13 protein-coding genes are annotated in these 12,155 nt (G+C 71.0%); 6 read left to right on the top strand and 7 right to left on the bottom strand.

Annotated features, from left to right (window positions below; all coding sequences use genetic code 11):
- Nucleotides 1-174: 174 nt before the first annotated feature.
- Nucleotides 175-735, top strand: a complete 561-nt coding sequence (locus AB6V31_RS08855; RefSeq protein ID WP_056230174.1) for a Dps family protein — start codon at nucleotides 175-177, stop codon at nucleotides 733-735.
- Between the two features lie 90 nt (nucleotides 736-825).
- On the opposite strand, the gene AB6V31_RS08850 is transcribed toward AB6V31_RS08855, so the two are convergent.
- Together AB6V31_RS08850 and AB6V31_RS08845 are read right to left on the bottom strand one after the other, a co-directional pair.
- The gene (locus tag AB6V31_RS08850; RefSeq protein WP_369365138.1) at nucleotides 826-3,420 is read right to left on the bottom strand and encodes a DEAD/DEAH box helicase; all 2,595 of its coding nucleotides are present in this window, start codon (nucleotides 3,418-3,420) and stop codon (nucleotides 826-828) included.
- A gap of 105 nt (nucleotides 3,421-3,525) precedes the next feature.
- A complete protein-coding gene (locus AB6V31_RS08845; RefSeq protein ID WP_056230180.1) occupies nucleotides 3,526-4,284 on the bottom strand; it encodes a hypothetical protein in 759 nt (252 codons plus the stop codon).
- Nucleotides 4,285-4,373: 89 nt separating this feature from the next.
- Between AB6V31_RS08845 and AB6V31_RS08840 the strand changes: the two genes are divergently transcribed.
- Both AB6V31_RS08840 and AB6V31_RS08835 read left to right on the top strand, forming a co-directional pair.
- The gene (locus AB6V31_RS08840) at nucleotides 4,374-5,408 is read left to right on the top strand and encodes an LLM class flavin-dependent oxidoreductase (RefSeq protein ID WP_369365136.1); all 1,035 of its coding nucleotides are present in this window, start codon (nucleotides 4,374-4,376) and stop codon (nucleotides 5,406-5,408) included.
- 121 nt (nucleotides 5,409-5,529) lie between these two features.
- The gene (locus AB6V31_RS08835) at nucleotides 5,530-6,000 is read left to right on the top strand and encodes a GNAT family N-acetyltransferase (protein WP_369365135.1); all 471 of its coding nucleotides are present in this window, start codon (nucleotides 5,530-5,532) and stop codon (nucleotides 5,998-6,000) included.
- Nucleotides 6,001-6,075: 75 nt separating this feature from the next.
- On the opposite strand, the gene AB6V31_RS08830 is transcribed toward AB6V31_RS08835, so the two are convergent.
- Nucleotides 6,076-6,360, bottom strand: a complete 285-nt coding sequence (locus AB6V31_RS08830) for a hypothetical protein (protein ID WP_268104552.1) — start codon at nucleotides 6,358-6,360, stop codon at nucleotides 6,076-6,078.
- A gap of 216 nt (nucleotides 6,361-6,576) precedes the next feature.
- Here AB6V31_RS08830 and AB6V31_RS08825 point away from each other — a divergent pair, with 216 nt between their 5' ends.
- Nucleotides 6,577-7,743, top strand: a complete 1,167-nt coding sequence (locus tag AB6V31_RS08825) for a GNAT family N-acetyltransferase (RefSeq protein ID WP_326493370.1) — start codon at nucleotides 6,577-6,579, stop codon at nucleotides 7,741-7,743.
- 4 nt (nucleotides 7,744-7,747) lie between these two features.
- Here AB6V31_RS08825 and yiaA read toward each other — a convergent pair whose 3' ends face one another.
- The gene (gene yiaA, locus AB6V31_RS08820) at nucleotides 7,748-8,215 is read right to left on the bottom strand and encodes an inner membrane protein YiaA (RefSeq protein ID WP_056230193.1); all 468 of its coding nucleotides are present in this window, start codon (nucleotides 8,213-8,215) and stop codon (nucleotides 7,748-7,750) included.
- A 109-nt stretch (nucleotides 8,216-8,324) separates the two neighbouring features.
- Here yiaA and AB6V31_RS08815 point away from each other — a divergent pair, with 109 nt between their 5' ends.
- Together AB6V31_RS08815 and AB6V31_RS08810 are read left to right on the top strand one after the other, a co-directional pair.
- Nucleotides 8,325-8,777, top strand: coding sequence for an HNH endonuclease signature motif containing protein (locus AB6V31_RS08815; protein ID WP_369365132.1), 453 nt, complete (start codon nucleotides 8,325-8,327; stop codon nucleotides 8,775-8,777).
- A gap of 93 nt (nucleotides 8,778-8,870) precedes the next feature.
- The gene (locus tag AB6V31_RS08810; RefSeq protein WP_369365130.1) at nucleotides 8,871-9,842 is read left to right on the top strand and encodes an NAD-dependent epimerase/dehydratase family protein; all 972 of its coding nucleotides are present in this window, start codon (nucleotides 8,871-8,873) and stop codon (nucleotides 9,840-9,842) included.
- Here the strand turns inward: AB6V31_RS08810 and AB6V31_RS08805 are convergent.
- The 3 genes from AB6V31_RS08805 to AB6V31_RS08795 form a co-directional block, all read right to left on the bottom strand.
- Nucleotides 9,839-10,405: a ribonuclease H gene (locus AB6V31_RS08805; protein ID WP_056230202.1), complete on the bottom strand. Its 567-nt coding sequence runs from the start codon at nucleotides 10,403-10,405 to the stop codon at nucleotides 9,839-9,841. The genes AB6V31_RS08810 and AB6V31_RS08805 overlap by 4 nt on opposite strands.
- Nucleotides 10,406-10,495: 90 nt before the next feature.
- The gene (gnd, locus tag AB6V31_RS08800) at nucleotides 10,496-11,557 is read right to left on the bottom strand and encodes a phosphogluconate dehydrogenase (NAD(+)-dependent, decarboxylating) (RefSeq protein WP_074695606.1); all 1,062 of its coding nucleotides are present in this window, start codon (nucleotides 11,555-11,557) and stop codon (nucleotides 10,496-10,498) included.
- Between the two features lie 86 nt (nucleotides 11,558-11,643).
- Nucleotides 11,644-12,147, bottom strand: coding sequence for a bifunctional nuclease family protein (locus tag AB6V31_RS08795; RefSeq protein WP_369365128.1), 504 nt, complete (start codon nucleotides 12,145-12,147; stop codon nucleotides 11,644-11,646).
- Between the last annotated feature and the right edge of the window lie 8 nt (nucleotides 12,148-12,155).

Genomic DNA, 12,155 nt, shown 5'->3' with positions numbered 1-12,155 from the left:
CCCTCTCCGAACCTGATGGCCCCGCCCAACGAACACCCGCCAGAACGGCGGATTACCCACTTTCGGTGACGGTGATTCACCCGGTTACCGCGCCTCCGCAGACCTCGCAACCCCCCGACGCCCCTTTGATGCCGCGCCTAACGTCGCTATCGACCGCCAGCGAAAGGAACGCGCATGTCCACCACCACCAAGGACGCCCCCACCAAGAACCGTCGCCGCCCCGCGCGCGGAGGCAGCGGTCCCGAGACCACCGACGAGCAGAACGCCGAACAGGGCTTCCAGGCGTCGGAGAAGCTGACCGACGCGCTCCAGGCCGTGCTGGTCGACCTCATCGAGCTGTCGATCCAGGGCAAGCAGGCCCACTGGAACGTCGTCGGCAAGAACTTCCGCGACACCCACCTGCAGCTCGACGAGATCATCGACGCCGCCCGGGAATTCGGCGACGAGATCGCCGAGCGCATGCGTGCCCTGCACGCTCTGCCCGACGGCCGCAGCGACACCGTCGCCGAGACCACGACACTGCCCGAGTTCCCCCAGGGCGAGGTCGACACCGCCGAGGTCATCGACCTCATCACCGAGCGCCTCGACGTCACCGTCGGCACGGTGCGCGACGTGCACGACGACGTCGACGACGAAGACCCCACGAGCGCCGACATCCTGCACGGCGTGCTCGAGCGCCTCGAGCAGCTGTCGTGGATGGTCAGCGCGGAGAACCGCGTCGCCCGCACGTCCTGACGACGCGACGAAGACACCGGATGCCGGGGCCTCGGGGCCTCGGCATCCGTCGTTCGCGGGCCCCCGGTTCCGACAGGGGCGGCCAGGGCGTCAGAGCCGCAGCACCTCGGTGACGCGCACGATCGCCGTGCCCTCCTCCTCGGAGGCGGCGAGGTCGACCTCGGCGCGGATGCGCCAGTCGTGGTCGCCGGCGGGGTCGTCGATGATCTGCTCGACGCGCCAGACGCCGTCAGAGGCCGACGACTCGTCGATGACGACGAGAGCGGAGGATCGCGCCGCTCCCCCGGTGCCGATCTCGTCGTGCTCGTCGAAGTAGCTGTCGAGGGCGCTCGGCCAGTCGACGTCGGGGTCGAGCTCGACGAGCTCGTCGTCGCGCTGCAGGGCGGCGAGCTGCACGCGGCGGAACATCTCGTTGCGCACGAGCACGCCGAACGCGCGCCGGTTGGTGAGGATCGACGGCGGAGCGGGAGGCACCACGGGGGCCGTGGGGTCGTCCGCGGGGTTGATGAGCTGCTCCCACTCGTCGACGAGGCTCGAGTCGACCTGCCGCACGACCTCGCCGAGCCACGCGATCAGATCGAGCAGGTCGGGGGTCTGCGCGTCGACCGGCACGGTCTGGCGGATCGCGCGGAACGCGTCGCTGAGGTAGCGCAGCACGAGGCCCTCGCTGCGCGCGAGCTGGTACAGCGAGACGTACTCGCCGAACGAGCAGGCGCGCTCGTACATGTCGCGCACGACCGACTTCGGCGACAGCTCGAAGTCGCGGATCCACGGCTGGCTCGAGGCGAACACCTCGTACGCCTGCGCGAGCAGCTCGTCGAGGGGCTTCGGCCAGGTGATCTCTTCGAGCAGCTCCATGCGCTCGTCGTACTCGATGCCGTCGCGCTTCATCGCCGCGACGGCTTCGCCGCGCGCGCGGAACTGCTGCTGCGACAGGATCGGGCGCGGGTCGTCGAGGGTCGACTCGATGACGCTGACGACGTCGAGCGCGTAGTGCCCGGTGCCGACCGAGGACGCCGGGGGCACGGCATCCGGCCCCCTCCCGAGCTCGACCTCGGGGTCGAGCATCTCGATCGCGGCGAGCGCGAACGGCGACAGCGGCTGATTGAGCGCGAAGTTCGGCTGCAGGTCGACGGTGAGCCGGATGCGTGAGGGGTCACGATCTGTCGCCGGAGCCCCCTCCGAAGCGACACTTCCTGACCCCTCACGCGAGGGCGGGACGACCTCGACCACGCTGGCCTGAACCAGGGTGCGGAAGATCGCGATCGCCCGCCGCGCGAGCTCGTACTGGCGGGGGCGGGGCTCGTGATTGTCGAAGACCAGCGAGCGGACGTTGCCGAAGACGTCGCCCCCGCGGGCGATGACGTTGATGAGCATCGCGGCGCTCAGCTTCATCTGCGGCTGCAGCGGCTCGGGCTCGGCCGCGACGAGGCGGTCGTAGCTCTGCTCGGTCCAGTTGACGAAGCCCTGCGGCGCCTTCTTGCGCACGATCTTCTTCTGCTTCTTGAGGTCGTCGCCGGCCTTGAGGATCTGCGCGGCGTTCTCGATCTCGTGGTCGGGTGCCATGACGACGACCGTTCCGGCGGTGTCGTAGCCGGCCCGGCCCGCGCGCCCCGCGATCTGATGGAACTCGCGCGCCGAGAGCTGGCGCATGCGGGTGCCGTCGTACTTGGTGAGCGCCGTCATGAGCACGGTGCGGATCGGCACGTTGATACCGACGCCCAGGGTGTCGGTGCCGCAGATGACACGCAGCAGCCCCCGCTGCGCAAGGGTCTCCACGAGCCTGCGATACCTCGGCAACATGCCGGCGTGGTGCACGCCGATGCCCGCACGCACGTAGCGCGACAGCGTCTTGCCGAAGCCGGTCGTGAAGCGGAAGCCGCCGATCGCCTCGGCGATCTCGTCGCGCTGCTCGCGGCCGATGATGCGGATCGACGACAGCGCCTGCGCGCGCTCCATGGCCGCGGCCTGCGAGAAGTGCACGACGTAGATCGGCGCCTGCTTCGTGTCGAGCAACTCCTGCACCGTCTCGTGCACGGGGGTGCGCGCGTACTCGAAGTGCAGAGGCACGGGGCGCTCGACGCCGGTCACCCGCGCGGTGGGCCGACCGGTGCGACGCGAGAGGTCGTCGGCGATGTCGGTGACATCCCCCAGGGTCGCCGACATGAGGATGAACTGCGCGCGCGTGAGCAGCAGCAGCGGCACCTGCCACGCCCAGCCGCGGTCGGCCTCGCCGTAGTAGTGGAACTCGTCCATGACGACCTGGTCGACGTCGGCGTCGGCCCCCTGCCGCAGGGCGAGGTTCGCGAGGATCTCGGCGGTGCAGCAGATGATCGGGGCGTCGGAGTTTACCGACGAATCGCCCGTGACCATACCGACGTTCTCGGCGCCGAAGATGTCGACGAGGGCGAAGAACTTCTCGCTCACCAGCGCCTTGATCGGCGCGGTGTAGTAGGTGCGTCCACCCCGGGAGAGGGATGCCGCGTGCGCGGCCACCGCGACGAGCGACTTGCCCGTGCCGGTCGGGGTCGACAGGATCACGTTCGCACCCGAGACGATCTCGATGACCGCCTCGTCCTGCGCGGGGTAGAGCGTGAGGCCGCGGGAGTTCGCCCACTCGACGAAGCCCAGGTACGCGGCATCCGGATCAGCGCCGACGGGAACGTGCTCGAGGAGGGGGGTCACTCCCCCAGCCTCTCATCCGCGGGGAGCCCCCGAACCCGCGGACGGGGCCGAACCTCCCGCCGGCGAGGCGGGCGTCGTCGTCGGGGCGCGTCAGCCGGGGGCGCGTCAGCCGCGGTCGCTGAAGACGCCGACGTTCTCGCCGTCGAACACGAACTGCATGCTCGTGCCGATCGGGAACCGCTGCACGAACGCGTCGGGCATGCCGTCGGCGACGACGAACTGGACGGTCGCCGGGAAGACGCCGGCTCCGCACCCTCCGTAGACGAAGTTGCCGCGGAATCCGCGGGTGTCGTCCGCACCCACCTCGTCGGCGTCAAGCAGGTAGAGGCAGGGGTTGCGGTTGTCGGTCGCGTCGGTGGGAGCCCGGCCCGTGAAGGCGGCGACGCCGTAGTAGTTCTCGTAAGCGCGCTCCGCGCCGGTGCGCTGGCCGAAGACCGGGGGGACCGCGGCGTCGGGAGCGGGTACGAGGGTGTCGACCTGCGGAGCGCCCGCCGCGGCGGTCACGGGGACGACCGTGAGGCTCGCCGCCGTCGCAGCGCTGGCGAGGGCGGCGACCACCGCGAGAGAGGCCGCCCAGATCCAGAGCCGCCGTTTCGATCCCACGAGGGCGGGGCGGTCGCGATCGCCGTCGTCGCCGTCCTCGTCCTCATCGTCGTCGGGGGCGACGAGAGCGGCCCGTGAGCCCGCGGCGGCGGCCGCGGAGGTCGACGGCACGCGCGGCGCGGGTGGCAGGCGATCCTGCCGTTCGAGATCCTCGAGCTCGCGCAGCCGCGCGACGGCGGTCGCGTCGTCGGCGATGTCGGCGTGGGGACCGTACGCTCTCGCGCGGAGCAGTCGCAGCTCCTCGCGCACGTCATCGTCCATGTTCTGAATGGTTCCACACCTGCACGCGTCCGGGGTCGTGCGCGGTGTATGCGTGGGAATAGATCGCGCGCTGTCGCGTTGCACCCGGCATGCGCTCCTTCGGCACACTCTCCTTCGGCCACTACGGCCCCCTCGGCGGCGGCCGCCAGCTCACCGCCGGCGACTCGATGCTCCAGGCGATCGACCTCGCCCAGGGCATGGACGACCTCGGGGTCAACGGCGTCTCATTCCGCGTGCACCACTTCGCCCGCCAGCAGGCCGCCCCCATGCCCCTGCTCGCCGCCATCGCCGCCCGCACCTCGCGCATCGAGGTCGGCACCGGCGTCATCGACATGCGGTACGAGAACCCGCTCATGCTCGCCGAAGAGGCGGCATCCGTCGACCTCATCAGCGGTAAGCGACTCGCCCTCGGCGTGAGCCGTGGCTCACCCGAGACGGTTGTCCGTGGCTACGAGGCGTTCGGATACACCGGCTCCGAAGACCCGCGCGGCGGCGACATCGCCCGCGAGCACTTCGACCTGTTCCTGCGCGCGATCGACGGCGAGGGGCTCGCCGAGCGCGACCCCCTGAGCCCCTTCGGTGGAGGCAGCGGTCTTCAGCGCATCGAGCCGCACTCCCCGGGCCTGCGCACGCGCATCTGGTGGGGCGCCGGCACCACGGCGACTGCCGAATGGGCCGGACGCCTCGGCGTGAACCTCATGTCGTCGACCCTGCTCACCGAGGCCGACGGAACGCCGTTCGACCTCCTGCAGGCCCAGCAGCTCGACGCCTTCCGCGCCGCGTGGCGCGAGGCGGGTCACGAGGGCGAACCGCGCACCTCGGTGAGCCGCAGCATCTTCCCGATCGTGACGGCCGAGGACGAGATGTACTTCGGCGGCTCAGCCGGCAGCGACCAGATCGGCGTGATCGACGGCATGCGCTCGACCTTCGGCAAAACGTACGCGGCCACCCCCGACAAGCTCGTCGAGCAGCTGCAGAACGACGCCGCGGTGATGAGTGCCGACACGCTCATGCTCACGATCCCCTCGCAGATGGGTGTGGAGTTCAACCTGCGCCTGGTCGAGAACTTCGCGAAGCACGTCGCTCCCGCCCTCGGCTGGCAGTCGACGCTCGCGACGGTCTGAGCGAACCTCGAACGGACCCGGATGCCGATCACCTCGGCATCCGGGTCCGTTCGGCGTTTCGGGGCGACGCGACCGTCGTCGTCGCGCGTGGGACACCGCCGGCGGCTCGTACGGTAGGCGGGTGAGCGTCGTCATCCGCACCGCAAGCTTCCCCCACGACGCAGGATCGGTCTCCGCGCTCGTCGGCGACTATCTGCGACGGACCGAGGCCGAGAAGGCGGAGCACGGACTCGTCGATCCGCGCGCCGCGATGCCCGCCCGTTACACCCGTGAGATCGACGACCCCGCTACCGTCTTCGCCGACCGCCGCGTGCTGGTCGCCGCGGTCGACGGTGTCGACTGCGGAGTGCTGGCGGTCGGATCCTCCGGAGGCGTGACCGAGATCTCCCGGTTCTGGGTGCCCCCCGGCGCCCGCGGACACGGGGTCGGGTCGGCGCTGCTCACGGCCGCGCTACGCGGAGCGACGCGGCCGGTGCACCTCTCGGTGTGGGAGTGGCGCGAGCCCGCCCTGCGGATGTACCGCACCGCGGGCTTCGGGATCGTCCCGCCGTGGGATGAGCGACCGGGGCTCGTGTGCCTCGAGCTGCGATGAGGTGAACCGCACCGGCACTCCCAGGCCGGGCTCGTCAGCGCGCGGTGTCGGTGACCGTGACGCGCGCGACCGGGATCACCGGTAGCCCGTCAGCCCGTGCGAGCGGGCGATCGTCTGCGACACGAGGTACTCGCCCCACGCCACCGCGTACGCGCCGAGAGCAGCCCACACCCACGCGGAGGGCAGGATGCCGATGAGCCCGAGCAGCGCCGCGATCGTCAGCACGACGACGACAGCCAGCACCGGCACGATCGCGCGGGCGCCGATGACACCCGCGGAGGTACGCCAGATCACCAGCAACGCTCCCGCCGTCGCGACGAGGAGGATGACGGGGGTGAACCACGGCCCCAGGGCGCCCATGGTGATCGCGGCGCCGACACCGGCGGTCGTGAGCGAAGCGGTGCGGAGGGCGCGGATCCTCGTCGGGGAGGGCGAAGCGGCGATGGGATGCTCCTTCGAAGGGGCGGAAAGCGCGGAGGGACCCGACGCCGTCGGCGAAGGCGGACGAGATCGGCGTTTCCAGCGTACCCACGCCGCGATATGACTCCGCCGGGCGTTCGTGTCTACGGTGGGCGGGTGGGTATCTCTCTGACGCGCGCCGCCCTGTCCGAGCCGGACGACCGGGCCGCGCTGACGGCATTCCTCACCGCGAACACGTTCCCGTTCCACATGCGCACGCGTCCGACCGCGGAGCAGGTCGGTGAGGCCATCCGGGCGGGTGCATGGGAGGGCGACGACATCCAGACCTTCTGGATAGACGACGAGAAGGACGGTCGCGTCGGCGTGCTCCGTCTCGACGATCTCGACGACGCCACGGCGATGGTCGATCTGCGCCTCGCCGATGCTGCCCGGGGTCGCGGGCACGGTTCCGCCGCGCTCCGGATCGCCACCGACCTCGTCTTCTCCCGGCACCCCGCGGTCATCCGCCTCGAGGGCCAGACCCGCGAGGACAACGTCGCGATGCGGCGGGTCTTCGAACGCTGCGGATGGGTGTTCGAGGCGTACTACCGCGACGGCTGGCCCGTCGAGGGCGGTGAGCCCGTGGCATCCGTCGCCTACAGCGTCCTGCGTCGCGACTGGGCGAGCGGGATCACAACGCCGGTACCGCGCGGCCCCGAGGTGACCCTCACCGGAGAGCTGCGGTGCGCTGACGACGATCAGGCGGACCGCGTGCGCGCCCACCTGGACGAGCACCTCGCCCTCACCCGGGCCGAGCCGGGGTGCCTCTCGTTCGACGTCACCCCGACCGAGACCGACGGCGTCTGGCGGGTGTCGGAGCGCTTCCTCGACGAGGCTGCGTTCGACGCCCACCAGCGCCGTGTCGCGTCGAGCACGTGGGGACGCGAGACCGCGGGGATCCAGCGCTCCTATGTCATCCGCGGGAGGGCTCTGGATGCCGATGCCCTCATCGCCGCGGCCTGGGCCGCCGAAGAGATACTCCTTCACCCGGCCGTGCGCGTGCATGGGGGAGAGCTCGAGCGGTTTCTCGACCCCGACTTCGTGGAGATCGGTCAGTCCGGTCGCCGATGGACGCGGGACGAGATCATCGCCGCACTTCGAGAAGAACCGGGGGCCGACGCTTCGCCCGCCATCGAAGAGCGAGCCGCACGGGTGCTCGGACCCACCACCGTCCTGCTCACCTATCTGCTGAGATTCGAGGACCGTGTCAGCCGCCGGTCGTCCCTCTGGCGGTGCGACCCCGCACCGCGGTGCCTGTTCCACCAGGGGACGCCGGTCGGCTGACGCCTCACCCCATGGTCGGGTAGCCGGTGTGCTCGACGGGCGCGGTGTCGGGGTGGACGTTGCGGAACGCGGCGAGGTCGCGCACGTTCTTCTGCACCGCCACGACGGCGAACAGGCTCATGGCAAATCCAATGCCGTAGAACCCCTTTTCCGACAGGAGGAGTTCGGCGTTCCAGAGCCCGACGGACATGAGGGCGAGGGCGACGAGCAACATTCCCCACGCGACGCCGAGGTAGGCGCCGGTGACCGGGATGTCTTCGGCGCGGTCGCGCACCGCCTTCTGCACCGAGATGGCGGCGAACAGCCCGAGAAGGAACACCGAGAGGTAGAAGCCCTTCTCGGCGAGCGTCATGTGCGCGTTGTACAGGCCGATGAAGTACACCGAGGCCCCCAGCCCCAGCGCCACCCATGAGGCCCCCACGAACGCTCCGGTCGGGCGACCGAGCATCTGCTGCGTGTGGATATCCGTCATCTTTCCCACCCCTTCGTCGGGTCCCCTGACGGGGACATATGCCGTGGCCGAGAAGCTAGCGGAAGGTTCATGCCGAAAACGCCATGCAGGCGCGAGCGAGCGCGGCACGATGCTCGACGGGTGCGCCCCCGTCGACGCCGATACGGCGCGCCACCTCTTCGCCGAAGCACCGGGGTGGGAGCGCCTGCTCACCGACCCGGTCACGGGCGTGGTCCTCGGGGTCGACCGTTACCGTCCGACTCCGGCGATGCGTCGCTTCGTGCGCCTCCGCGACGTGCACTGCCGCTTTCCCGGATGCCGTCAGCCCGCCCGCCGCTGCGAGATCGACCACAACCACGATCATGCGAAGGGCGGTCGGACGAGGCTCTGCAACCTCGCGTGCCTGTGCAAGCGTCACCACGTCCTCAAGACCGAGACCCCCTGGACGGCCGCCCAGCAGCCGGACGGCAGCATCGTGTGGACGAGCCCGCTCGGGCGCCGCACCACCGACCCGCCCGAACGTCGGGTCGCCTTCGCGCCCGACCTCGATCCTCACCCCGACCCCGACCCCCCGCCGTTTTGAGCACGTTCGCGCCCTCCGCCAGCCGACGCCGCTCCCTCCGCCGAGCGCGAACACCCTCGCCCCGCGCCCACCTCGGGTGGTTGGCTGACCCGCATGCGACGCATCCTCATCCTCGGCGGAACCGCGTGGCTCGGCCGCGCCATCGCGGCGCACGCGGTCGCACAGGGTGCCGAGGTCACGTGCCTCGCCCGCGGCGAGTCCGGCGACGCCGCGCAGGGCGCCCGGCTGATCCGCGCCGACCGGGCAGCGCCCGGCGCCTACGACGAAGTCCGACACGAGTGGGACCAGGTCGTCGAGCTCTCGTGGGACCCGGGGTTCGTGGCATCCGCCCTCGATGCCCTCGCCGACCGGGCGGCGCACTGGACCCTCGTCTCGAGCGTCTCGGTGTATTCCCGCTCCGACATGCCCTTCGCCGACGAGACGGCGGAACTCGTGGAGCCGACCGATCTCGGACAGTACGCGGATGCCAAGGTGCACGCCGAACGGATCACCTCGGCCCGGCGCGGCGACCAGGCGCTCCTGGCGCGGGCCGGGCTCATCGTGGGGCCGGGCGACCCCACCGATCGCTTCGGCTACTGGCCCGCCCGCTACGCCCGCGGCGGGCGGGTCCTCGCGCCCGAGGCGACCGGTCGCCACGTCCAGGCGATCGACGTGGACGACCTCGCCGCGTGGATCGACCTCGCCGGCTGCACGGGCATCACGGGTCCGGTCAACGCGGTCGGCGAGGAGCTCCCCCTCTCCGCGGTGCTCGCGGCGGCCCGCGACGCGGCCGCTCACGACACACCCGAAACGGCGACCGAGACCGTCACCCTCGACGACGACACCCTCACCGCGCGGGGCGTCGCCTTCTGGGCCGGGCCGCGTTCGCTGCCCCTGTGGCTACCCGAGAGTGCGGGAGGCTTCGCGCGCCGCAGTGACGCCGCTTTCGTGGCATCCGGAGGGCGTCGCCGCTCTCTCGCCGAGACGATGGGCCGCACGCTGGACGACGAGCGCGCACGCGGACTGGACCGACCCCGTCAAGCCGGACTCACCCCCGCCGAAGAGGCAGAGGTCCTGGGCGCTTAGCGGCCGTTACGGTCGGCTGCGGAACGGGGAGGCGCCGACGACACCTCGAGCTTGTCGAGGCCGCGCAGCGAGGTCCAGATGAGCTCCTCACCCTTGGCGGCGTGCTGGGACGCCCGCACCGCCCGTTCGTCGGCCCACGAGTTGAGCACGTGGCCCGAGTGCCCGCGCACGTGCTCGAGCACGACGTCGGGGAGCCCGGCGGCCCGCCGAGCGTCGCGCGCCGCGATCAGCGCTTCGAGGATCCCCTGGTTGGCGACCGGCTTCTTCGCGCTCGTGACCCAGCCGCGACGGCGGTGGCCGTCCATCCACGTCGAGTACGTGTCGATAGCGTACTTCGAGTCGGCCTGCACGACGAGCTCGCGCACGTCGGCGTGATCGGTGATGGCGTACAACAGGCCGAGCAGCTCGCCGATGTTGTTGGTGCCCTCGGGGATGGACCCTGCCGCCCAGTGTCCGTCTTCGCCGACCCAGGCCCAGCCTGCGGGGCCGGGGTTGCCCTTGCACGCGCCGTCTGTGGCGACGACATAGCGGTCGGAGGACGCGGGCGACTCGGTACTGCTCATCCCCCTAGTCTCCCCCGGAGCGCCGCACACGAACGACGACGCCCCCGCCGACGGTCCGAACGACCGGCGGCGGGGGCGGGATCGACGACGTCAGTTGCGGCCGCTCTCGGCCTTCTTCTGACCGGCCTCGAGCACGTCACCCGCGGGCAGCTCCTGGTGCCCGCCGAACTGCAGGCGCATCGCCGAGAGCACCTGGTTGGCGAAGTGGTCCTCGCCGCGCGAGGCGAAGCGCTCGAACAACGACGCCGCCAGCACGGGCACGGGTACGCCCGTGTCGACGGCGGCCTTGACCGTCCAACGCCCCTCGCCCGAGTCCGATACGCGACCGGCGAGACCGTCGAGCGTCGGATTCTGCGCGAGGGCGGCGGCAGTGAGGTCGAGCAGCCACGACGAGATGACCGAGCCGCGGCGCCAGAGCTCCGTGACCCGGGCGGTGTCGATGTCGAACTGGTAGAACTCCGGCTCTTCGAGCGGCGCGACCTCGGCGGAGTGCTCGCCCTGGTGCAGCCCCGCGTCGGCGTTGTTCAGCACGTTGAGGCCCTCGGCGAGGGCGGCCATGATGCCGTACTCGATGCCGTTGTGGACCATCTTCACGAAGTGACCGCTGCCGGAGGGGCCGCAGTGCAGGTAGCCGCGCTCCTCGGTCGTGTAGTCGCCGGTGCGCCCGGGCGTGCGCTCGACCTCTCCCGGTCCGGGCGCGATCGTGCGCAGGACGGGCTCGAGGTGCGCGACGGCCTCGTCGTGGCCGCCGACCATCAGGCAGTACCCGCGCTCGAGACCGAACACGCCACCGCTGGTGCCCACGTCGACGTAGTGGATGCCGCTGTCGTCGAGCTTCTTCGCCCGGCGCACGTCGTCGCGGTAATTCGAGTTGCCGCCATCGATGATGATGTCGCCCGGCTCGAGCACCTCGGCGACCTCGTCGACGACCTTTCCGGTGAGACCGGCGGGGATCATGAGCCAGACGGCGCGGGGCTTCTGCAGCTTCGATGCGAGGTCCGCGATGCTCGTCGCCCCGGTCGCCCCCTCCGCGACCAGGGAGGCCACGGCATCCTGGTTCACGTCGAACACGACGCAGTCGTGACCGTCTCTCATGAGTCTGCGGACGATGTTGGCGCCCATTCGTCCGAGTCCGACCATGGCGAGTTGCATTGGTTCCCCGTTCGTCGTGGATCACGGACCGCGGCACGCGGCCCTTCCGCGAGTCTAGGAGCGTGCGGGGGCACCCGGGATCGGTGCTAGCCCTGGAAATCGTCGGGATCGACGTGGTCGAGGAACCTTCGGAATTCCTCCACGCGGTCCTCGTCGGCCCGGTCGCCGTCGAGCTCCACGGCGTCGTCGGGGACTCCGGCCTCGTCGAAGACGGCATCGGCCACGAGGATCGGCGCATCGGCGCGGGCGGCGAGGGCGATGGCATCCGAGGGGCGGGAGTCGAAGGTGCGGGGCCCGACCGGGGTGTTCAGCACCACCCGCGCGTGGAAGGTCCCCTCGTCGAGGTGGGTGATCTCCACCCGGTCGACCGACGCGGACAGCTCGCCGAGTATCGCGGTCATGAGATCGTGCGCGAGGGGGCGCGGAGATCCCGTGCCCTCGATCGCGACGAGGATCGACATCGCCTCTTGCGGTCCGATCCACACGGGCAGCACGCGATCGCGTCCTCGAGTCGCGTCGATCGGTTTCAGCAGGATGACGTGCTGCTGGGCGGGGTCGAGGGCGACCCCGACGACGCGCACCCTGATCATGGGGCCAT

It is taken from the genome of Microbacterium sp. 16-032 (assembly GCF_041079455.1).
In the GTDB taxonomy this organism is placed as follows: domain Bacteria; phylum Actinomycetota; class Actinomycetes; order Actinomycetales; family Microbacteriaceae; genus Microbacterium; species Microbacterium testaceum_A.
The sequence above is the reverse complement of the archived record's forward strand: the minus strand, read 5'-3'. Positions and strand labels throughout refer to the sequence as shown.

Excerpts from the sequence above, each read along its gene's own strand:
- AB6V31_RS08855 (WP_056230174.1), top strand. The coding sequence starts at position 175 with ATGTCCACCACCACCAAGGACGCCCCCACCAAGAACCGTCGCCGCCCC.
- AB6V31_RS08845 (WP_056230180.1), bottom strand. The coding sequence starts at position 4,284 with ATGGACGATGACGTGCGCGAGGAGCTGCGACTGCTCCGCGCGAGAGCG.
- yiaA (WP_056230193.1), bottom strand. The coding sequence starts at position 8,215 with ATGACGGATATCCACACGCAGCAGATGCTCGGTCGCCCGACCGGAGCG.
- AB6V31_RS08840 (WP_369365136.1), top strand. The coding sequence starts at position 4,374 with ATGCGCTCCTTCGGCACACTCTCCTTCGGCCACTACGGCCCCCTCGGC.
- gnd (WP_074695606.1), bottom strand. The coding sequence starts at position 11,557 with ATGCAACTCGCCATGGTCGGACTCGGACGAATGGGCGCCAACATCGTC.
- AB6V31_RS08830 (WP_268104552.1), bottom strand. The coding sequence starts at position 6,360 with ATGGGCGCCCTGGGGCCGTGGTTCACCCCCGTCATCCTCCTCGTCGCG.
- AB6V31_RS08795 (WP_369365128.1), bottom strand. The coding sequence starts at position 12,147 with ATGATCAGGGTGCGCGTCGTCGGGGTCGCCCTCGACCCCGCCCAGCAG.
- AB6V31_RS08810 (WP_369365130.1), top strand. The coding sequence starts at position 8,871 with ATGCGACGCATCCTCATCCTCGGCGGAACCGCGTGGCTCGGCCGCGCC.
- AB6V31_RS08815 (WP_369365132.1), top strand. The coding sequence starts at position 8,325 with ATGCTCGACGGGTGCGCCCCCGTCGACGCCGATACGGCGCGCCACCTC.
- AB6V31_RS08805 (WP_056230202.1), bottom strand. The coding sequence starts at position 10,405 with ATGAGCAGTACCGAGTCGCCCGCGTCCTCCGACCGCTATGTCGTCGCC.